The organism is Pseudomonas sp. stari2, from assembly GCF_040760005.1.
Lineage (GTDB): Bacteria > Pseudomonadota > Gammaproteobacteria > Pseudomonadales > Pseudomonadaceae > Aquipseudomonas.
Genome location: NZ_CP099760.1, coordinates 4,311,959 through 4,331,489 on the forward strand (window position 1 = coordinate 4,311,959; position 19,531 = coordinate 4,331,489).

Annotated in this window: 20 protein-coding genes and 4 tRNA genes; 8 read left to right on the plus strand and 16 right to left on the minus strand. The window is 58.2% G+C overall.

Annotated features, from left to right (window positions below; genetic code table 11):
* Positions 1–146 precede the first annotated feature (146 nt).
* From lon to NH234_RS19680, 8 genes are all read right to left on the minus strand, one after another.
* Positions 147–2,543, minus strand: coding sequence for an endopeptidase La (gene lon, locus NH234_RS19645; protein WP_085732216.1), 2,397 nt, complete (start codon positions 2,541–2,543; stop codon positions 147–149).
* Between the two features lie 162 nt (positions 2,544–2,705).
* On the minus strand, positions 2,706–3,989 hold the full coding sequence (gene clpX, locus NH234_RS19650; RefSeq protein ID WP_016775335.1) for an ATP-dependent Clp protease ATP-binding subunit ClpX: 1,284 nt from the start codon (positions 3,987–3,989) through the stop codon (positions 2,706–2,708).
* Between the two features lie 112 nt (positions 3,990–4,101).
* Positions 4,102–4,737, minus strand: coding sequence for an ATP-dependent Clp endopeptidase proteolytic subunit ClpP (gene clpP / locus NH234_RS19655; RefSeq protein ID WP_053161532.1), 636 nt, complete (start codon positions 4,735–4,737; stop codon positions 4,102–4,104).
* Between the two features lie 92 nt (positions 4,738–4,829).
* Positions 4,830–6,140 (minus strand): trigger factor, encoded by a 1,311-nt coding sequence (gene tig / locus NH234_RS19660; RefSeq protein WP_085732217.1) that lies wholly within the window; start codon positions 6,138–6,140, stop codon positions 4,830–4,832.
* Between the two features lie 400 nt (positions 6,141–6,540).
* A tRNA-His gene (locus NH234_RS19665) sits at positions 6,541–6,616 on the minus strand.
* Between the two features lie 76 nt (positions 6,617–6,692).
* A tRNA-Leu gene (locus NH234_RS19670) sits at positions 6,693–6,777 on the minus strand.
* A 58-nt stretch (positions 6,778–6,835) separates the two neighbouring features.
* Positions 6,836–6,911: transfer RNA gene (locus tag NH234_RS19675), tRNA-His, on the minus strand.
* Between the two features lie 32 nt (positions 6,912–6,943).
* Positions 6,944–7,020, minus strand: a tRNA-Arg gene (locus tag NH234_RS19680).
* Between the two features lie 274 nt (positions 7,021–7,294).
* Between NH234_RS19680 and folD the strand changes: the two genes are divergently transcribed.
* Positions 7,295–8,149, plus strand: coding sequence for a bifunctional methylenetetrahydrofolate dehydrogenase/methenyltetrahydrofolate cyclohydrolase FolD (folD, locus tag NH234_RS19685; protein WP_085712473.1), 855 nt, complete (start codon positions 7,295–7,297; stop codon positions 8,147–8,149).
* 227 nt (positions 8,150–8,376) lie between these two features.
* Positions 8,377–9,315, plus strand: a complete 939-nt coding sequence (pbpG, locus tag NH234_RS19690; RefSeq protein ID WP_085712474.1) for a D-alanyl-D-alanine endopeptidase — start codon at positions 8,377–8,379, stop codon at positions 9,313–9,315.
* A gap of 54 nt (positions 9,316–9,369) precedes the next feature.
* Here pbpG and NH234_RS19695 read toward each other — a convergent pair whose 3' ends face one another.
* Positions 9,370–9,576: a hypothetical protein gene (locus NH234_RS19695; RefSeq protein WP_367253977.1), complete on the minus strand. Its 207-nt coding sequence runs from the start codon at positions 9,574–9,576 to the stop codon at positions 9,370–9,372.
* Positions 9,577–9,673: 97 nt separating this feature from the next.
* Positions 9,674–10,345, minus strand: a complete 672-nt coding sequence (locus tag NH234_RS19700; protein ID WP_085732219.1) for a peptidase C39 family protein — start codon at positions 10,343–10,345, stop codon at positions 9,674–9,676.
* Between the two features lie 231 nt (positions 10,346–10,576).
* Between NH234_RS19700 and NH234_RS19705 the strand changes: the two genes are divergently transcribed.
* Positions 10,577–10,744, plus strand: coding sequence for a hypothetical protein (locus NH234_RS19705; RefSeq protein WP_170929601.1), 168 nt, complete (start codon positions 10,577–10,579; stop codon positions 10,742–10,744).
* A 73-nt stretch (positions 10,745–10,817) separates the two neighbouring features.
* On the opposite strand, the gene NH234_RS19710 is transcribed toward NH234_RS19705, so the two are convergent.
* A complete protein-coding gene (locus NH234_RS19710; RefSeq protein ID WP_085732220.1) occupies positions 10,818–11,567 on the minus strand; it encodes a TerC family protein in 750 nt (249 codons plus the stop codon).
* 28 nt (positions 11,568–11,595) lie between these two features.
* Positions 11,596–11,838: a hypothetical protein gene (locus NH234_RS19715; RefSeq protein ID WP_085732221.1), complete on the minus strand. Its 243-nt coding sequence runs from the start codon at positions 11,836–11,838 to the stop codon at positions 11,596–11,598.
* 144 nt (positions 11,839–11,982) lie between these two features.
* Between NH234_RS19715 and nhaR the strand changes: the two genes are divergently transcribed.
* Entirely contained in the window at positions 11,983–12,882 is a 900-nt protein-coding gene (nhaR, locus tag NH234_RS19720) for a transcriptional activator NhaR (RefSeq protein WP_367253979.1), read from the plus strand.
* Here the strand turns inward: nhaR and NH234_RS19725 are convergent.
* Positions 12,879–14,039 (minus strand): MFS transporter, encoded by a 1,161-nt coding sequence (locus NH234_RS19725; protein ID WP_367253981.1) that lies wholly within the window; start codon positions 14,037–14,039, stop codon positions 12,879–12,881. The genes nhaR and NH234_RS19725 overlap by 4 nt on opposite strands.
* 337 nt (positions 14,040–14,376) lie before the next feature.
* Here NH234_RS19725 and sstT point away from each other — a divergent pair, with 337 nt between their 5' ends.
* Complete coding sequence (gene sstT, locus NH234_RS19730) at positions 14,377–15,609, plus strand: serine/threonine transporter SstT (protein WP_367253982.1); 1,233 nt, start codon at positions 14,377–14,379, stop codon at positions 15,607–15,609.
* Between the two features lie 65 nt (positions 15,610–15,674).
* Here sstT and NH234_RS19735 read toward each other — a convergent pair whose 3' ends face one another.
* Positions 15,675–16,184: a DUF1993 family protein gene (locus tag NH234_RS19735; RefSeq protein ID WP_085732225.1), complete on the minus strand. Its 510-nt coding sequence runs from the start codon at positions 16,182–16,184 to the stop codon at positions 15,675–15,677.
* Between the two features lie 124 nt (positions 16,185–16,308).
* Between NH234_RS19735 and NH234_RS19740 the strand changes: the two genes are divergently transcribed.
* Positions 16,309–16,959: a DUF480 domain-containing protein gene (locus NH234_RS19740; RefSeq protein WP_085732226.1), complete on the plus strand. Its 651-nt coding sequence runs from the start codon at positions 16,309–16,311 to the stop codon at positions 16,957–16,959.
* 17 nt (positions 16,960–16,976) lie between these two features.
* Here NH234_RS19740 and NH234_RS19745 read toward each other — a convergent pair whose 3' ends face one another.
* Positions 16,977–17,495: a cupin domain-containing protein gene (locus NH234_RS19745; protein ID WP_367253983.1), complete on the minus strand. Its 519-nt coding sequence runs from the start codon at positions 17,493–17,495 to the stop codon at positions 16,977–16,979.
* A 97-nt stretch (positions 17,496–17,592) separates the two neighbouring features.
* The gene (locus tag NH234_RS19750) at positions 17,593–18,411 is read right to left on the minus strand and encodes a shikimate 5-dehydrogenase (RefSeq protein ID WP_367253985.1); all 819 of its coding nucleotides are present in this window, start codon (positions 18,409–18,411) and stop codon (positions 17,593–17,595) included.
* Positions 18,412–18,665: 254 nt separating this feature from the next.
* Between NH234_RS19750 and NH234_RS19755 the strand changes: the two genes are divergently transcribed.
* Positions 18,666–19,010, plus strand: coding sequence for a hypothetical protein (locus NH234_RS19755; RefSeq protein WP_025108898.1), 345 nt, complete (start codon positions 18,666–18,668; stop codon positions 19,008–19,010).
* Positions 19,011–19,255: 245 nt separating this feature from the next.
* Entirely contained in the window at positions 19,256–19,450 is a 195-nt protein-coding gene (locus NH234_RS19760; RefSeq protein ID WP_085712486.1) for a hypothetical protein, read from the plus strand.
* The last annotated feature ends 81 nt before the right edge of the window (positions 19,451–19,531 follow it).

Below are 19,531 nucleotides of genomic sequence, written 5' to 3' on the forward strand. Positions count from 1 at the left end.
TAAGTCCCCTTATATCTATTTGAGTATGATTCTAAGTTTTTTGGTGAAAGCAAAAACGAGTGCTGAATGGCCTACAGACACTTAAGAGCCGCTTTATAACAAGGGCTCTAAAAAGCTGTCAAGGAAGCCCCCCAGGCAAAAGCGTATTAATGCGTGCTAATTCTTTCCTTAGAGTCAGACTCACGTTTTTCGTCCTTGGCAACTATCTCCGGAGCCACATCCGGCAAGGGCTCCGGCGCGTATTGCAGCGCAATTTGCAGGACCTCGTCAATCCATTTAACCGGTTTGATCTGCAGATCCTGCTTGATATTGTCAGGAATCTCCTTCAGATCGCGCACGTTCTCGTCCGGAATAATCACTGTCTTGATTCCGCCACGGTGAGCGGCAAGCAGTTTTTCCTTCAGACCGCCAATGGCGAGGACTTGACCACGCAGGGTGATCTCGCCGGTCATGGCGACATCGGCACGCACAGGAATACCCGTCAAAGCCGACACCAGCGCAGTACACATGCCTACACCGGCGCTAGGACCGTCTTTCGGCGTAGCACCTTCCGGCATATGGATGTGCGTGTCGCGCTTCTCGTGGAAGTCCAGGGGAATGCCCAGACTCTTGGCACGGCTGCGCACCACGGTCAGGGCCGCAGTGATCGATTCGACCATTACGTCACCCAGCGAACCGGTCTTGATCAGTTGCCCTTTACCCGGCACGACGGCCGCTTCGATGGTGAGCAATTCACCGCCGACCTGAGTCCAGGCCAGGCCGGTCACCTGACCGATCTGATCCTGTTGCTCGGCCAGACCGTAGCGGAATTTGCGGACACCGAGAAAGTGTTCCAGCAGATCAGCTGTCACTTTCACCGAGAAGCGTTTTTCCAGTGCATGCTCTTTCACTGCCTTGCGGCAGACCTTGGCAATCTGCCGCTCGAGGCCACGCACACCGGCTTCACGGGTGTAGTAACGGATGATGTCGCGGATCGCTTCCTCGTCGAACTCCAGCTCGCCTTTCTTCAGGCCGTTGGCGGCAATCTGCTTTGGCGACAGGTACTTGACGGCGATGTTGATCTTTTCGTCTTCGGTGTAGCCCGGCAGACGGATCACTTCCATCCGGTCCAGCAGCGCCGGCGGAATGTTCATCGAGTTCGAGGTGCAGAGGAACATCACATCCGACAGGTCGTAATCGACTTCCAGATAGTGATCGTTGAAGTTGTGGTTCTGCTCCGGATCGAGCACTTCCAGCAACGCCGACGCCGGATCGCCACGCATGTCGCTGCCCATTTTGTCGATTTCATCGAGCAGGAACAGCGGGTTGCGAACGCCCACCTTTGTCATCTTTTGAATCAATCTTCCTGGCATCGAACCGATGTAAGTCCGACGGTGACCACGGATTTCCGCTTCATCACGCACGCCACCCAGGGCCATGCGCACGAATTTGCGGTTGGTGGCATGGGCGATCGACTCGGCCAGCGAGGTTTTACCCACGCCCGGAGGACCGACCAGGCACAACACCGGGCCACGAATCTTCTTCACGCGCTTCTGCACGGCGAGGTATTCAAGGATGCGCTCCTTGACCTCTTCGAGGCCGTAGTGATCGGCATCGAGAATGTCTTCGGCGCGAGCCAGGTCCAGACGCACCTTGCTCTGGGCCTTCCACGGCACCTGTACCAGCCAGTCGATGTAGGAACGCACGACGGTGGCTTCGGCCGACATCGGCGACATCTGCTTGAGCTTGTTCAGCTCGGCGGTAGCCTTGGCCAGGGCATCTTTCGGCAGACCGGCAGCGTCGATGCGCTTTTTCAGGTCTTCGATTTCGTTATGGCCTTCGTCGCTGTCGCCGAGCTCCTTCTGAATGGCCTTCATCTGCTCATTCAGGTAGTACTCGCGCTGACTGCGCTCCATTTGCTTCTTGACGCGGCCACGGATGCGTTTTTCGACCTGCAGCAGGTCGATTTCGGCGTCCAGCAGAGCCAGAACGTGCTCGACCCGAGCAGCCAGATCGATGATTTCGAGGATTTCCTGCTTCTGCTCGATCTTCAGCGCCATGTGCGCAGCCATGGTGTCTACCAGACGGCCCGGCTCATCGATGCTGTTGAGCGACGACAGGACTTCAGCCGGGACTTTCTTGCCCAACTGAACATATTGTTCGAACTGCGAAAGCAGCGTACGAACGAAGACTTCGGACTCGCGCTCAGCGGCATCGACTTCGTCGATCAAGGAAACTTCGGCACGGCAGTGGCCATCGACCTCGCTGAAACGCTCGACAGTACCGCGCTGCTCGCCTTCGACCAGAACCTTGACGGTGCCGTCAGGCAGCTTGAGCAGTTGCAGAACGGTGGCAATGGTACCGACGCGATACAGTGCGTCTTCTCCGGGATCGTCGTCAGCCGGGTTTTTCTGGGCCAGCAGGAGGATCTGCTTGTCTCCCGTCATCGCGGCCTCGAGGGCTTCGATGGATTTCTCGCGCCCCACGAACAGCGGGATAACCATGTGCGGATACACAACGACATCACGCAATGGCAGGAGAGGCAATTCGATGGTGGTCTTCATGATTTCGCCTCTACGGCGGCCATATGGCCGTAATCAGATGGAATTAAGCTTGAAGCCAAGATGGGGGCTGCCTTGAAAAAAAACAAGCGTAAAGCGGATGTAAAAAACGACATAAAAAAAAAGAGGCCCGAAGGCCCCTTCTTGTTCCGGCAGAGTGGACACTTATGCGTCCGGCGCTGCTTTGGCCGTCGGCTCACTGTTTTCGTAGATATACAGTGGCTTGGACTTGCCTTCGATCACGCTTTCATCGATCACGACTTTGCTCACCTCGGACTGCGAGGGGATTTCATACATCGTGTCGAGCAACACACCTTCGAGAATCGAACGCAGGCCACGGGCACCGGTTTTACGCTCCAGGGCACGTTTGGCGACCGACTTCAGCGCGTCGGAACGGAATTCCAGATCCACGCCTTCCATCTCGAACAGCTTGGCGTACTGTTTGGTCAGGGCATTTTTCGGCTCGGTGAGAATCTGCATCAATGCAGCCTCATCCAGCTCGTCCAGCGTCGCGAGGACCGGCAGACGACCGACGAACTCCGGGATCAGACCGAACTTGACCAGATCGTCAGGCTCGACTTCACGCAGGGATTCACCAACCTTCTTGCCTTCTTCCTTGCTGCGCACTTCTGCGTTGAAACCGATGCCACCCTTGGTGGAACGGTTCTGAATCACTTTCTCCAGACCGGAGAACGCACCACCGCAGATGAACAGGATGTTACGGGTGTCGACCTGCAGGAACTCCTGCTGCGGATGCTTGCGGCCACCTTGCGGCGGAACGGAAGCGACCGTGCCTTCGATCAACTTCAGCAAGGCCTGCTGCACGCCTTCACCGGAAACGTCCCGGGTGATAGACGGGTTGTCGGACTTGCGCGAAATCTTGTCGATTTCATCGATGTAGACAATGCCCATCTGGGCCTTTTCCACGTCGTAATCGCACTTCTGCAGCAGCTTCTGAATGATGTTCTCGACGTCTTCACCCACGTAACCCGCCTCGGTGAGGGTAGTTGCGTCGGCGATGGTGAACGGAACGTTCAGCAAGCGGGCCAGGGTTTCGGCCAGCAGGGTTTTACCAGAGCCTGTCGGGCCGATCAGCAGGATGTTGCTCTTGCCGAGTTCGACGTCGTCAGCCTTTTTGTCACGCTGGTTCAGACGCTTGTAGTGGTTGTACACCGCTACCGCGAGAACCTTCTTCGCACGCTCCTGACCGATTACGTACTGGTCAAGGATGCCGCTGATTTCTTTAGGCGAAGGCAATTTATGCGCGCTGCTTTCGGCCTGTGCTTCCTGCACCTCCTCACGGATGATGTCATTGCACAGGTCGACGCACTCGTCGCAGATAAAGACCGAGGGGCCGGCAATCAATTTGCGCACTTCATGCTGGCTTTTGCCACAGAAGGAGCAATAGAGCAGCTTGCCGTTGTCCTCGCCGTTGCGGGTGTCAGTCATTCGTTCGATCCAAATCCGATAGGCTTGCAACACAAGATGAAGGCTATTGCGGGCTTTTTCAAGCCCGCCACTGATCGGACCAGCCGATCAGGCCTGTTTTGAGCTGCTTATTTTAAGCTGGACGCTGGTTGATCACTTCGTCGATCAAGCCGTATTCCTTCGCAGCTTCTGCACTCATGAAGTTGTCGCGGTTGGTGTCGCGCTCGATTTCTTCAAGCGTACGGCCGCTGTGCTTGGCCATCAGCGTGTTCAGACGCTCGCGGATGAAGAGGATTTCCTTGGCATGGATTTCGATATCCGACGCCTGGCCCTGGAAACCGCCCAGTGGCTGGTGAATCATCACACGCGAGTTCGGCAGGCAGTAACGCTTGCCCGGTGCACCTGCGGTCAGCAGGAATGCGCCCATGCTGCAGGCTTGACCGATGCAGGTGGTCGACACGTTTGGCTTGATGAACTGCATGGTGTCGTAGATCGACATGCCTGCAGTGACCGAGCCGCCCGGGGAGTTGATGTAAAGATGGATGTCCTTGTCCGGGTTTTCCGCTTCAAGGAACAGCAATTGCGCGCAGATCAGGTTGGCCATGTAGTCCTCTACCGGCCCCACCAGAAAGATCACTCGTTCCTTGAGAAGACGCGAGTAGATGTCATAGGCGCGCTCGCCACGAGCAGATTGCTCGACAACCATCGGGACCAGGCCGCCGGCGGCCTGAATATCAGAGTTCTGCTGAATATAGGAATTACGGAACATGCTCTGCAGTCACTCCCAAATAGTCATGTCTTGAATACGCATAAGCCAGCTCGAAGGCTGGCTTATGGTGTGTGCTTCTAACGCAGAAACAATCAGTCGGCTTTTGGAGCTTCTACCGGCTTGACCGCTTCTTCGTAAGAGACCGATTTGTCGGTCACGCTAGCTTTCTGCAGAACAGTATCCACAACTTGTTCTTCCAGCACAACCGAACGGACTTCGTTCAGTTGCTGCTCGTTCTTGTAGTACCAGGACACGACCTGCTCAGGCTCTTGGTAAGCCGAAGCCATTTCCTGAATCATTTCGCGAACGCGGGCTTCGTCTGGCTTCAGGTCGAATTGCTTGACCACTTCAGCCACGATCAGACCCAGGACAACGCGGCGTTTGGCTTGCTCTTCGAACAGCTCGGCCGGCAGTTGGTCAGGCTTGATGTTGCCGCCGAACTGCTGAACAGCCTGCACGCGCAGACGGTCAACTTCGTTGGACAGCAGAGCCTTTGGCACTTCGATCGGGTTGGTGGCCAGCAGACCGTCCATTACCTGATTCTTGACCTTGGATTTGATGGCCTGACGCAGCTCACGCTCCATGTTCTTGCGAACTTCGGTGCGGAAGCCGTCGATGCCGCTTTCCTTGATACCGAACTGGGCGAAGAACTCTTCGTTCAGCTCTGGCAGTTTTGGCTCGGAAACGGTGTTGACGGTCACGGTGAACTCGGCGGCTTTGCCAGCCAGGTCCAGGTTCTGATAGTCCTCTGGGAAGGTCAGGTTCAGAACGCGCTCTTCGCCGGCTTTAGCGCCAACCAGGCCTTCTTCGAAGCCTGGGATCATGCGGCCGGAACCCAGCACCAGCTGAGTGCCCTTGGCGGAACCGCCGGCGAAGACTTCGCCGTCAACCTTGCCAACGAAATCGATGTTCAGTTGGTCTTCGTTCTGGGCAGCGCGATCGGCCACTTCGAAACGGGTATTCTGCTTGCGCAGGATGTCCAGCATCTTGTCCAGATCGGCGTCAGCCACTTCAGCGCTCAGACGCTCAACGGTGATACCTTCGAAACCGGCAACGGTGAACTCAGGGAACACTTCGAATACGGCTACGTATTCCAGGTCCTTGCCAGCTTCGAGCGACTTAGGCTCGATCGACGGCGAACCGGCCGGATTCAGCTTCTGCTCAACAACAGCTTCGTAGAAAGAGGACTGGATCACGTCGCCGATCGCTTCCTGACGCGCATCAGCACCAAAACGGCGCTTGATTTCGCTCATAGGCACTTTGCCTGGACGGAAGCCAGCAATCTTGGCCTTCTGGGCAGTCTGCTGCAGACGCTTGTTGACCTGAGTCTCGATGCGCTCAGCCGGCACGGTGATGCTCATGCGGCGCTCAAGAGCAGTAGTATTTTCAACAGAAACTTGCATGGATATTCCTCGTTGCACAGACGTTAGCCGGCCGTTTCCGACCCAAGAATCAAGGGCAAGCATTCTAGTAGGTCAAACTCAAGAAGTCACCCTACTGAAAACGGGTAAAAAAACAGCAGGCAAATTGAAGGCGGGGACAAACGGTTGCGCCTCGCCCTGTTAGCAAATACAGCCAATCAAGCCAGGGCCCTGCGCCAACCTCTTCTATATATAGAGGCGGTTGAATCATCTCCCTGACAGCCGACCTCGCAAGCAAGATCGGCGGGCAACGCAGCATCATCGAGTAACATTAATACGACGAAGCACCCTGCCCTGCGACCCGAAACCGGCAGTCGCCAGAAACTCGAATTCCTGAAACAAAAAAGGCGCCAGACTGTTAAATCTGGCGCCTTTCGAAATATGGGGTGGACGATGGGGATCGAACCCACGACAACGGGAGTCACAATCCCGTGCTCTACCAACTGAGCTACGCCCACCATATTGCGTGCCAAAGAAGCCAAACAACTTCTTTGTAGAACTTCACCCTACCAACGGCATGAATGAAGCTTTGATTGGTGCGGATGAAGAGACTCGAACTCTTACGCCTCGCGGCGCTGGAACCTAAATCCAGTGTGTCTACCAATTCCACCACATCCGCGGATGAAGCTTTTTAAAGCAAAGGCGCCAGACTGTTACATCTGGCGCCTTTCGAAATATGGGGTGGACGATGGGGATCGAACCCACGACAACGGGAGTCACAATCCCGTGCTCTACCAACTGAGCTACGCCCACCATATCGCGTTACTTGTGCCAAAGCTGCCTAATGGCGCACCCGGCAGGACTCGAACCTGCGACCATCCGCTTAGAAGGCGGATGCTCTATCCAGCTGAGCTACGGGCGCCTTGTTAGCTGTACCCTTGGAGGACTACAAACTAAGTGCTTTCCAGCCTCGCAAAACCTTGATTTCGCTCGACCTTCTTAACCAGTGCTAGGCTGTGCCCGACAAGTGCGACGAATAGTATAGAGCGACCTGCAGGTCGTCAAATCCTTTTTGAAAAAAATTCATTTAATTAAAGGGCTTAGGGGAATTTGCTGACCAAGCGCCTTTGCCCTCACCGTTTGACATGCGAGAATGCGTTCTCTTTTTTTCCCCTCTCGATGGTTAATCACGCGCAATGACTGCACAACTAATCGACGGCAAATCAATCGCCGCCAGCCTGCGCCAGCAGATCGCCCAACGGGTAGCCGAACGTCGCGAGCAAGGCTTGCGCACTCCCGGCCTCGCGGTGATCCTGGTCGGCAGCGATCCTGCCTCTCAGGTTTATGTCTCGCACAAGCGTAAAGACTGTGAAGAGGTCGGCTTCCTCTCCCAAGCCTACGACCTGCCTTCCGAAACCACTCAGGAAGCACTGACCGATCTGATCGATCGACTGAACGACGACCCGGCAATCGACGGCGTTCTGCTTCAACTTCCTCTGCCTGAGCACCTGGACGCGTCCAAGCTGCTGGAGCGCATCCGCCCGGACAAGGATGTCGACGGTTTCCATCCTTATAACGTCGGTCGCCTGGCCCAGCGCATTCCGCTGCTGCGTCCGTGCACGCCGAAAGGCATCATGACCCTGCTGGAAAGCACCGGTGTCGATCTGTACGGAATGGATGCAGTGGTCGTCGGCGCTTCCAACATTGTTGGTCGCCCAATGGCCATGGAGCTGCTGTTGGCCGGCTGTACCGTGACCGTGACCCACCGTTTCACCAAGGACCTGGCCGGCCATGTCGGCCGCGCCGATCTGGTGGTGGTTGCCGCCGGCAAGCCGGGCCTGGTCAAGGGCGAGTGGATCAAGGAAGGCGCGATCGTGATCGACGTCGGCATCAACCGTCAGGACGACGGCAAACTGGTCGGTGACGTCGTGTACGAAACCGCCCTGCCCCGTGCCGGCTGGATTACTCCAGTACCGGGTGGCGTCGGCCCGATGACCCGTGCCTGCCTGCTGGAAAACACCCTCTACGCGGCAGAAACCCTGCACGCTTAAGCGCTTTTTCCGCTTCAGGAGAACCCCGCCTTGTGCGGGGTTTTTCGTATCCTCGAAAAAACCTTTACCGTTCGCCGGAAACCCCTATTTTCACAGGGCTTTTCACGACTTTTTCATACCCTTCAAACAACCATCGACAGTTCTTCAGCCATACTCCTAAAATGCGTCGTTTTACGACACAGTCCGTTACAAAAAACGGCATTTCCAACCTTCATGAGTTCGCCCGCGTGAATATTCGTCTGTCCATCCTGAGCCTGGTTTTTGCATTTTCAGGCACACTCCTCACGCCAACGGTCAACGCCGCCGAAACCACCGCTGCCCCCCGAGACGCCTCGCAACTGAAAATCGCCTCCGGCAGCGCCCTGCTGATGGATCTGCAGACCAACAAAGTCATCTATTCCAGCAACCCGGACGTGATCGTGCCAATCGCCTCCGTCAGCAAGTTGATGACCGGTTTGGTTGTGGTTGAAGCGCACCAGAACATGGACGAATGGATTGACGTCGACATCAGCCACACCCCGGAAATGAAAGGCGTGTTTTCCCGGGTCAAGCTGCGAAGTGAATTGCCGCGCCGGGAGATGCTGCTGATCGCTTTGATGTCCTCGGAAAACCGCGCCGCCGCCAGTCTCGCTCATCACTATCCGGGCGGATATGCAGCCTTCATCGCAGCAATGAACGCCAAGGCCAAGGCGCTGGGCATGACCAGCACCCACTTTGTGGAACCGACCGGCCTATCGGAGCGCAACGTCTCCACCGCGCGCGACCTGAGCAAGTTGCTGATGGCTGCGCAAAAGCATCCGATCCTGACCGAACTCACCACCACCAAGGAAAAAACCGTCTCGTTCCGCAAACCCAATTACACCCTGGGTTTTCGTAACACCGACCACCTGGTGAACAAGGCCGACTGGGACATCAAGATCACCAAGACCGGCTTCACCAATCCGGCCGGCCATTGCCTGGTGCTCGTGACCCGGATGAGCAACCGCCCGGTCGCCCTGGTGATTCTCGATGCGTTCGGTAAGTACACGCACTTCGCCGATGCCAGCCGCATCCGCAGCTGGGTGGAAACCGGTCGGAGCACCAACGTTCCGGCAGTGGCCCAGCAATACAAGGCCGAGAAAAACCTCAAGGGTCGCCAGAGCGGCGTGGTCGAAGCTTCGAAGTAAATCGCGACACAAGAAAAAGCCCCGAACATTCGGGGCTTTTTTTCGTCTGCCGGTTCAGTCGTTGGGCAGCGGCATCTGGTCATCATCGGGAATGCCGTCGCCGACACTGGGATCGCGCCGATGTTCCGGAGGCACCACGGTTGGGCGAGCCAATGGATCGCGCAGCGGGCTGTCCGGATCCAGCACCGGATCAACGTCCGGCTCCGGCGTAGTCGGCACACTGTCCGGCTTATGGTCGTCAAAGCTCGAATCGGTACTCATACGCACCTCTCATTCGGGTAATCACCCGAAAAAACCGGGCGTTACCCTTAAGAGCATAGCTGCGCGCCAGGGTGCCCGTCAGGAGACGGACGGAACCTCACTTCGCGTCCAGTGCCTTGCGCGCCTGCGCCGCCTCGCGTTCCTGGCCAGCCTGCGCCAGCTCATCAGCGGCTTTCAGCCAACGCTGGCGATCGACCGCTGCCGGGAGCTGCGAAGGCTTCTGAATCAATACCGCCCAGCCACCCGACTTCTCGAGCGCCGATTCAAAAGAACTGAAACTCATCAGTTCACGACGATTCATCCCCGCGCGCAACAGAACCTTCTGCTTCTTGCGGTCATAACCGGAAAGAATCGCGTACCGCGGCTCGGCCCAGAACGCCGATCCTTCGCTAAAGCGCACCATCACCGGATAACCTGCCGCCACCTGGGTCAGCAGCGCCGGCAAACGGGCATCTACCGGGTATACGACCATGCCGTATTCACGCGCCAGGTTCTGCATATTCTGTTGCAGCTTGTCCTCGGCGCCCGGTAGGTGCAGCGGCTTTTCCAGCAAGCCCGGCGTGATGACTATGCCCTGCTGCGACAGCAAGCTGGCGAGCACTTGCGGCCCACTCTGATTGGCTTCGCCACGATAGAAAGTGCCGCTGAGTTCGACGCGCTCCGGCAGGCGCTGGACTTCCGGCGCCACACTGCCCGCACACCCCACCAAAGCTGTCACGCAACCGGCCACCAGCAGTGCCATGCGAATCCGGGAAAATAGCTGCACCATCGTCACTCTCTTGATCAGTTACCGGTCATCGTGTTCCGGCTTGGTCGAGGATCATAGGACGGCGCAACGCTGCGGTATAGCCCAAAGGGGCAGATGCATCGGCTGCATAGAGCGAAGTGATTGGTCACCACCGACCTTTGGTCAATAGCCTGAAACACGCCAGCGACTAGACTGTCACTCGAAAGACAGCAAAAGAGTGAGCGCCCGACGCAGGGCAAAGAGGAGGCACCGATGAGCCTGACCATGACCATTGTGATGTTGATTGCCGGCTGGCTGGCCGTTGCCGGCGCCATGCTGTGGGGCGTACTGCGGATTTCCCGCCGCCATCACCACCCTGTGCAACCTGCACCGATCAAGAAGATCGAAAAACACAGCGCCCGTCACGCCACCGCGCACTGACGTCTTTCAACCGATTCAAACGAAAAAGGCCGCGTGACTCTTGCGAGTGACGCGGCCTTCGATTTTCCAGCGGTTACGCCTGGGCAGCCAGTTTCTTCTGCTTCGCCCGACGGGACATCATGTTCAACACCTCGATCGCAGCCGAGAACGCCATGGCGGCATACACATAACCTTTCGGTACGTGGGCGCCGAAGCCTTCTGCGATCAGCGTCATGCCGATCATGATCAGGAAGCCCAGAGCCAGCATCACCACCGTCGGGTTGTCGTTGATGAACTTGGCCAACGGATCAGCCGCAAACAGCATCACCAGTACTGAAACCACCACCGCGATCACCATGATCGGCAAGTGTTCGGTCATGCCGACAGCGGTGATGATGCTATCGATCGAGAACACCATGTCCAGCATCAGGATCTGCCCGATGGCGGCAGCGAAGCCCAGGGTGACCGTCGACGTCGCGGACTTCGGATCTTCCGGCGCCGGGTCCATGCTGTGATGGATCTCGGTCGTCGCTTTCCACACCAGGAACAGGCCACCGGCAATCAGGATCATGTCCTTCCAGGAGAACGCCTGACCGAGGATCTCGATGACCGGAGCGGTCAACTGAACGATGAACGCGATAGTGCTCAGCAAGGCCAGACGCATGATCAGCGCCATGCCGATGCCCAGGCGACGGGCCTTCTGCCGGTACTGCTCGGGCAGTTTGTTGGTCAGGATCGAGATGAAGATCAGGTTATCGATGCCCAGCACGATTTCCATCACCACCAGTGTGGCCAAGGCAATCCAGGCGGTCGGGCTGGAAGCGAGTTCTAACAGATATTCCATGGGTCAGTCCTGACTCTTGTAAGACGGTTTAAATTTCCTTGGAGGAAGATTCGGATTTTTCCGCATCTTTTTCCGATGATTCTTTCTTGCCGATCAGATCGCCCGTGGCGTCACTGAGTGCCTGTTCGGCGGCTTTATGGGTGTCATCGATGGCTTGCTTGGCGCTCTCGGCGGCCTTGCCCATCAGTTGTTGCGCGCTTTTCTCGGCCTGGTCGCAACCAGCCATAAGCAGTAAAGACGTAAGCATCAGTGCCGGGATCGTGTATTTCATAAGGCTTCCTTCGAATGAACAGACAGGGTCACAGACCGCCCGTCGATGGCTGGGCATTCTAGGGAGACAAACACTTCAGAAAAATTCGTATTTTTAGCAGCTACACTTCGGTTTATACGAACTGTATTTGATGGACCAAACCCCATGCTCAATTACCGACAACTGCATTACTTCTGGGTGGTGGCCAAGACCGGCAGCATCGTGCGCGCCTGCGAGCAACTGAACCTGACGCCGCAGACCATCAGCGGGCAGATTTCCCTGCTCGAACAGACTTACGGCATCGAATTGTTTCAACGGGTCGGCCGGCAACTCGAACTCTCCGAAGCCGGACGCCAGGCCCTGCCCTACGCCGAGCAGATGTTCCAGCTCGGCGGTGAACTGGAATTGATGCTGCGCGCACAGCCCAACGAACAGCAGATCCTGTTCCGGGTCGGCGTGGCGGACGTGGTGCCCAAATCCATCGTCTATCGCCTGATCGCACCAACCATGGAGCTCAGCGAACCACTGCGCATCACTTGCCGTGAGGACAAACTCGAACGCCTGCTGGCGGATCTGGCGATCCAGCGTCTGGACCTGGTGATCTCCGACAGCCCGATGCCCTCGCACCTGGACATCAAGGGCTACAGCCAGAAGCTTGGCGAATGCGGAATCAGTTTTTTCGCCACCGCCGAACTGGCGGCGTTATACGGTCAGGACTTCCCGCGCAGCCTGCACGGTGCGCCGCTGTTGATCCCCGGCGCGGAGACCGTGGTGCGCAGCCGTTTACAGCGCTGGTTCGCCGAGCAACAGATTCAGCCAAGGATTGTCGGGGAGTTCGATGACAGCGCCTTGATGCAGGCGTTCGGTCAGTCCGGCAGCGGGATCTTCATCGGCCCGAGCGTGATTGCCGATGAGGTGAAGCGCCAGTACGGCGTCAAGTTGATCGGTCAGACCGATGCGGTGAGCGAGTCGTTTTACGCGATTTCGGTGGAGCGCAAGGTCAAGCACCCCGGCATCAAAGCGATTACCGAAGGTGCCCGACGCGAGCTGTTTACCGAGTTTTAAGCCTGTGCGCAGACCTCGCGCGGCTTGAGCACCATCAACACCATGGCGAGGAAAATCGACAGCAGGATGAATGCGGCCGCCGCAAATCCTACGAAGCCCAGCCCGGCACTGTCGATCACTCGACCGCCAATGATCGCGCCAAGGCCGATCCCGAGGTTGGCCCCGGCAATGTTCAGCGACGCGGCGAAAGCCGGCGCTTCAGGAGCCGCTTTCATCAAGCGCACGTGGCTGACCAGAAACAGCGCAGCCTGCGTCACGCCCCAGATACCCATTGCCGCTGCCAGACCCAGCGACGAATTGATGTTGGGCACCAGCGCCACCATCCCGGGGATCATGAACGCGCAGAACATCACCGAGGCCATCAGCGGATGGCGATCCACCGCGCGACCGCCCAACGAGTTGCCGATCAGGCCGACCGCGCCAAAGCCCATCAGGCACCAACCGACCACGGTGCCATTGAAGCCGGCCAGACGTTCGAGGATATCCGCCAGATAGGTGTAGGCGGTGAACATGCCGCTGAACACCAGGATCGACAGCAACACATGGCCAAGCATCAGCGGGCTGCGCAGGATCTTGAACTGCGAAGCGAAACTTACCTGATGCTGGTGCAGGCTGGTTTTCGGCAGATAGACAAACAGCAGCAACGCCTTGGCGAACGCGATCACCGCCAGAATGGCGAACGCACTGCGCCAGCCGAACGCATCGGAAATCAGCGTGCCGACTGGAATGCCGAATACCGTGGCGCAGACGATGCCGAAGCCGATCTTGGCAATGGCGCGACCGGCGAAGTCCGGACCGACGATGTCCACGGCAGTTTCACTGGCCAAGGCCCAGAACACCGGCAAACCCAGCGCCGGGATCAACCGGGCAATGGCCATGACCCAGATGTTCGGCGCCAGCGCCGCCACCGTATTAGCCAGACCGAACATGACCAGGATGGTGATGAACAGTTTGCGTCGTTCGAAACGGGCGAAATATGCGGTCAAGAAAGGACCGAACATGGCCACGGTGAAGGCGAATAGAGTCACCAGCAACCCGGCTTGCGGGATGGTGACGGCCAGGTCGCGGGCAATCGCCGGCAGCAGGCCGACGATGACGAACTCCGTGGTCAGCACCGTGAATCCGGCGGCAGACAACAGAAGGATGGGCAACAGCATGAGGAACTCCAGCAAAACGACGACACCAGCGTTGACCCGAAGGCCCGCCGGCAGAACTTGAAAATAAGGATGCGCAATCTTAACAGAGTGTTTCCCGAGTGACTTGCACAAACCTGTCTATGTTGCCGAACGTTTCGGTGGCAGATCGTCACAGGCCTGAAGGATAAGGCCCACGCTGTGATAAAGTCCGCGCCCTGAAAAACGTACACCCTGTTCAGCCACCCGTTTAACGGCGTGGCTGTCGCGTCATTCCTTTCGGTTCGTGTCTGTGGCCTGCCCCCGATTCACCCCCCGGATCACGCAACCTTGCACCCTATAAAAAAGCAGAGATGCCGTTATGACCGCTTCATCCCCTTCTCTAATGCAACGCCTGAAACGCCTCAGCCTGGTCACGCAGATCCTGATCGGTCTGATTGCGGGTATTGCCCTGGCTCTCCTCGCGCCCGAGGCCGCCAAAGGCACCGCGTTCATCGGCAAGGTGTTCGTCTCGGCGCTCAAAGCCGTGGCGCCGATTCTGGTGTTCGTGCTGGTCATGGCCTCGATCGCCAACCACAAGCACGGCCAGGAAACCCATATCCGGCCGATTCTGTTCCTCTATCTGCTGGGCACTTTTGGCGCTGCGGCGGTGGCCGTGGTTGCCAGCACCCTGTTCCCGTCGCATCTGGTGCTGTCCACCGACAACGTCGCCGTGACGGCACCGGGCGGCATCGGTGAAGTCCTGCAAAGCCTGCTGTTGAGCGTGGTCGACAACCCGGTCACGGCGCTGATGAACGCCAACTTCATCGGCATTCTGGCCTGGGCCATCGGCATGGGCGTCGCCATCCGCCACGCCGGTGACACCACCCGCGAAGTGGTCAGCGATTTGTCCAACGGCGTGACCCTGATCGTGCGCGTGGTGATCCGCTTCGCACCGCTGGGGATTTTTGGCCTGGTGGCTTCGACCCTGGCCACTTCCGGTTTTGGCGCACTGGTCGGTTACGCCCACCTGTTGGCGGTGCTGTTGGGCTGCATGGCGTTCGTGGCGCTGGTGATGAACCCGCTGATCGTGTTCTGGAAGCTGCGCCGCAACCCGTACCCGCTGACGCTCAAATGCCTGCGTGAAAGCGGCATCACCGCGTTCTTCACCCGCAGCTCGGCAGCGAACATTCCGGTCAACCTGGAATTGAGCAAACGCCTGGGCCTGCATGAAGACACCTATTCAGTATCGATTCCACTGGGCGCGACCATCAACATGGCCGGTGCGTCGATCACCATCACCGTGCTGACTCTCGCCGCCGTGCACACCCTGGGCATCGCGGTAGACATCCCGACCGCGATCCTGCTCAGTGTTGTCGCTGCAATCTGTGCGTGCGGCGCGTCCGGTGTAGCGGGTGGTTCGCTCTTGCTGATCCCGCTGGCGTGCAGCCTGTTCGGCATCCCGAGCGAAATCGCCATGCAGGTGGTGGCAGTCGGCTTCATCATCGGCGTACTGCAGGATTCGGCCGAGACGGCGCTGAACTCCTCCACCGACGTGCTGTTCACCGCTGCGGCTTGCCTGGGCGAAGAACAGAAAGCACAGCGCCCGGCGTAAACACCGAGCGCAACAAAAAGCCCGCCAAGGCGCAAACCTTGGCGGGCTTTTTTATGCGTCGGGGTTTAGAACGCGCCCATGTAATCGCGCTTGCCGATTTCAACGCCGTTGTGACGCAGCAGGTCGTAAGCAGTGGTGACGTGGAAGAAGAACTGCGGCAGGCCGTAGCTCAGCAGGTAAGCCTGGCCACTGAAGCGCTTCTCTTTCGGGGTGCCCGGACGGGTCACGATCTCGATGCCTTCCTTGCCGTTGATTTGCTCAGGCTTGATCTCGCCGATGAAGGCCAGCACCTTGGTGATCAGCGCTTGCAGCTCGGCGAAGGTGGTTTCGGTGTCGTCGTATTTCGGGATTTCGACTTCAGCCAGACGCGAGGACACGCCTTTGGCGAAGTCCACGGCGATCTGCACCTGACGCACCAGCGGGAACATGTCCGGGTACAGACGCGCTTGCAGGAAGGCATTCGGGTCGATGTTTTTCGCGGTGGCGTGGGCTTCGGCTTTTTTCAGCACATCGCTCAGGGCGTTGAGCATTTGTTGAAAAACCGGGACGGATGCGGCGTACAGGGAAATGGTCATGGCAGTCTCACGTGGTGGCTGGGTGAATCGTGGGCCGATTATAGCCATGCTCGCGGGCCGCGCGACTTGTCTTTTATCCAGCAAGGATTAGGCTAGGCGCCTTCGACTGCAGAGGGAACGCGCGATGTCCACAGAACTTGAAACCAACGTCAACGAACCACGGCTCAACGCCACGGAAATCCGCATCCTGGGTTCGCTGATCGAGAAACAGGCCACCAGCCCGGAAACCTATCCGCTGACCCTCAACGCGCTGGTACTGGCCTGCAATCAGAAAACCAGCCGGGAACCGGTGATGAACCTGACCCAGGGCCAGGTCGGCCAGAGCCTGCGCGCCCTCGAAAGCCGCGGTTTCGCCAAACTGGTGATGGGCAGCCGCGCCGACCGCTGGGAGCACAAGGTCGACAAGGCGCTGGAACTAGTGCCGGCGCAATTGATCCTGACCGGCTTGATGTTCCTGCGCGGCCCGCAGACCGTCAACGAACTGCTGACCCGCAGCGGTCGCATGCATGAGTTCGAAGATGCCGAACAAGTGGTGCATCAGCTGGAACGCCTGATCGCTCGGGACCTGGCGGTACTGATTCCGCGTCAGGCCGGCCAGCGCGAAGACCGCTACACCCATGCACTTGGCGATCCGGCAGACATCGAGGCGATTATCGCGGCGCGGCAGAATCCGAGTGAGCGAGGGACTGTCAGCGGTGTTTCTGTCGAGCGCATCGAAGAGCTGGAAGCGCGGATTGCAGCGCTGGAAGAGCGTCTGGCCCGCCTCGAAGAATAAGCGCACCCGGGGCGGCGTTATTCGCCGTCCCAGTAATCCACCCCGTCCGCCTGCCGCGCCACCGCGACGAAGCCCGAGGCCTTGCCTTCGGCATCGATGCTGAAATTATCCATTACCGCGTATTTGTTCGAATCCGGGTACTCACAGATTTCCGGCTGTTGCTGAGTGCTTACCGCCAGATAGCGCAGTTCTTGCGAGCTGGTATTGATGATCTGATGCGCCGCTTCAGGACCGCCCGGTGGACAGGCGATCACGTCGCCGGCGCGTATCGGGAAACGCTCAGCGCCAAGGCGCACCTCCCCTTCCCCGGCCACCACGTAGAACATTTCCTCATTGACCCGATGACTGTGAAACGGACTGCCGCGCATCCCCGGCGGCAGCGCATACAGCCGATAACCAAGCTTCTGCGCGCCCAGTTGCTGGCCGACCCGGGCGAACCTCTGCTGATAACGCCTGGCGGTTTCGCCTTCGGGGGCCAGGGATTCGGGGAATGGTTCGAGTTCGACATCATTCAGGTTGAGAATCGGCGGGTGCATGCAAACCTCGGTTCTTGTGATGGGCAAGTCTGTACTTGCTGATCCAGCAGTATAGGCAACGGCAAATCCGGGCGGATTTGCCGTTGCTCAGGCCCCATCAACTGCGGGCAAACGCCACGGCCGCATCGAACTGCTCGACCGTCGGTCGCACGCCGGTGTACAGCACGAACTGCTCCAGCGCCTGGATCGCGATCACTTCCAGCCCGGTGATCACTTTTTTACCTTCAGCACGGCCGCGCACGATCAGCGGGGTTTCCGAGGGGATCGCCACCACATCGAACACGGTGTCGGCAGACTTGATCACATCCACCTCAAATGCCAGCTGCCCCGCTTCCGGACCGCCGTCCATGCCCACAGGCGTTACGTTGATCAGCATCTGCGGGCGTTCCTCGCCCAGTTCCGCCTGCCAGCGATAACCCAGGGAATCTGCCAACGCACGGCCGGCGCGCTCGTTGCGGGCGACGATCAGACCGTTCTTGTAACCGCCATCGCGCAAGGCACTGGCCACTGCCTTGGCCATACCGCCGCTGCCGCGCAGGGCGAAAGTCCAGCCTTTCGGCACCGCGTGGGTTTCCAGCAATTGGGCGATGGCGATGTAATCGGTGTTGTAGGCCTTGAGATGGCCGTTGGTGTTGACGATGGTGTTGATCGACTGAATCGCCGCTGCCGAGGCATCCAGTTCATCGACCAGCGCAATGCTGGCCTCCTTGAAGGGCATCGACACCCCGCAACCGCGAATGCCCAGCGCCCGGATCCCGCCGACGGCGCCCGGCAGGTCCTGGCTGCTGAAGGCCTTGTAGTAGAAATTCAGGCCCAGTTGCTCGTACAAATGGTTATGAAAACGCAGACCGAAATTCCCGGGACGCCCAGACAGGGACATGCACAGTTGGGTGTCTTTGTTGGGGTTCATCTGCATGGGAGGCTCCTTCGAATGCACTTTCGGATGGACGGGATTAGCCAGACCATCGGGTTCTGAACGATCATAAGGCGGTCTGTTCCGGGCATCACAGCCGTTGCCTGAAACCCGGTAAGCAAGCCGGTACAGACCTTACACAAAATTTACCCAGCCGCCGTGCTGTTTTTCCAAATGTTGCTGTCTTAGAAGTATCCCCGCGCTATCCCGAGCCTGTTGCAGGCCCGGACGCCGGGTCGAAGAACCGAGGATTAATCATGATTCGTAAACTCCCCATCGTGGCCTTGTTGATTGGTGCATTCGCGATCACGGGTCAGGCAGAAGCCCACGGCGGTGGCTGGCAGGGTCCGGCGGTATTTGGTGCGATCGTCGGCTCGGCCATCATCGGCTCGGCGCTCATCAACCAGGATCGGCCGGTGTACGTCCAACAGCCTGTTTACGCTCAACCGGCACCGGTCTACGTGCAGCAACCGCCGCCACCGGTCTACTACCAGCCGGCCCCGGTTTATGTGCAGCAACCGGTTTATGTTCCGGGCCCGGTCTACTACGGTCCGCCCCGTGGTTATTACGGCCACCCGCACTACTACGGTGGTCGCTGGTAAGCACACAGACAAAGCCCCGCTTTTACAGCGGGGCTTTTTTTGGCCTTGAGCAAGCCGACCGTCCGTCGGCCAACGTCTGAAAAAATCTCGCCAAGGTCGCTGTGGAGACAGTTCCACCCGTTAAAGTCGGCATGATGGACTTGACTGTTGAGCCGAAACACACAACGGTCATCTATTTGTCATGACGGAACCGCAATCTGAATCCGTCCGCATACAACAGGTTGATAAAAACAAGGACGACTGGAATGCCAACACAGAATCCGCACCGCATCGTCGGTTTATGCACCTCAAGCAAGGTGTACAACGCCCTGACCGAGCTCAAGCACCTGGAAGGCCACCGCACGGCGAAGTTTGTGTCGCTGCTGGCGGAAAACCTGGTGCGCAAGGGTTTGCTCAACGAGCACGAGATTGTGCACATGCTCGATCAAGTGGTCGATTGAGCCAGTCCTCAACGGCATCAATGTCCACTATCGAAAGCGTTGATTGTCCCTGAAACGGCCAAGTCCCTAAGGTAGCTCCAT

Bases quoted from the DNA above. Each gene is read 5' to 3' on its own strand.
- clpX (WP_016775335.1), bottom strand. From the start codon at position 3,989: ATGACTGACACCCGCAACGGCGAGGACAACGGCAAGCTGCTCTATTGC.
- NH234_RS19710 (WP_085732220.1), bottom strand. From the start codon at position 11,567: ATGGAATATCTGTTAGAACTCGCTTCCAGCCCGACCGCCTGGATTGCC.
- NH234_RS19735 (WP_085732225.1), bottom strand. From the start codon at position 16,184: ATGACCATTTCCCTGTACGCCGCATCCGTCCCGGTTTTTCAACAAATG.
- sstT (WP_367253982.1), top strand. From the start codon at position 14,377: ATGACCGCTTCATCCCCTTCTCTAATGCAACGCCTGAAACGCCTCAGC.
- clpP (WP_053161532.1), bottom strand. From the start codon at position 4,737: ATGTTCCGTAATTCCTATATTCAGCAGAACTCTGATATTCAGGCCGCC.
- NH234_RS19700 (WP_085732219.1), bottom strand. From the start codon at position 10,345: ATGGTGCAGCTATTTTCCCGGATTCGCATGGCACTGCTGGTGGCCGGT.
- NH234_RS19745 (WP_367253983.1), bottom strand. From the start codon at position 17,495: ATGCACCCGCCGATTCTCAACCTGAATGATGTCGAACTCGAACCATTC.
- NH234_RS19715 (WP_085732221.1), bottom strand. From the start codon at position 11,838: ATGAAATACACGATCCCGGCACTGATGCTTACGTCTTTACTGCTTATG.
- nhaR (WP_367253979.1), top strand. From the start codon at position 11,983: ATGCTCAATTACCGACAACTGCATTACTTCTGGGTGGTGGCCAAGACC.
- NH234_RS19695 (WP_367253977.1), bottom strand. From the start codon at position 9,576: ATGAGTACCGATTCGAGCTTTGACGACCATAAGCCGGACAGTGTGCCG.
- NH234_RS19740 (WP_085732226.1), top strand. From the start codon at position 16,309: ATGTCCACAGAACTTGAAACCAACGTCAACGAACCACGGCTCAACGCC.
- NH234_RS19760 (WP_085712486.1), top strand. From the start codon at position 19,256: ATGCCAACACAGAATCCGCACCGCATCGTCGGTTTATGCACCTCAAGC.
- lon (WP_085732216.1), bottom strand. From the start codon at position 2,543: ATGAAGACCACCATCGAATTGCCTCTCCTGCCATTGCGTGATGTCGTT.
- folD (WP_085712473.1), top strand. From the start codon at position 7,295: ATGACTGCACAACTAATCGACGGCAAATCAATCGCCGCCAGCCTGCGC.
- NH234_RS19705 (WP_170929601.1), top strand. From the start codon at position 10,577: ATGAGCCTGACCATGACCATTGTGATGTTGATTGCCGGCTGGCTGGCC.
- NH234_RS19755 (WP_025108898.1), top strand. From the start codon at position 18,666: ATGATTCGTAAACTCCCCATCGTGGCCTTGTTGATTGGTGCATTCGCG.
- tig (WP_085732217.1), bottom strand. From the start codon at position 6,140: ATGCAAGTTTCTGTTGAAAATACTACTGCTCTTGAGCGCCGCATGAGC.
- NH234_RS19725 (WP_367253981.1), bottom strand. From the start codon at position 14,039: ATGCTGTTGCCCATCCTTCTGTTGTCTGCCGCCGGATTCACGGTGCTG.
- NH234_RS19750 (WP_367253985.1), bottom strand. From the start codon at position 18,411: ATGCAGATGAACCCCAACAAAGACACCCAACTGTGCATGTCCCTGTCT.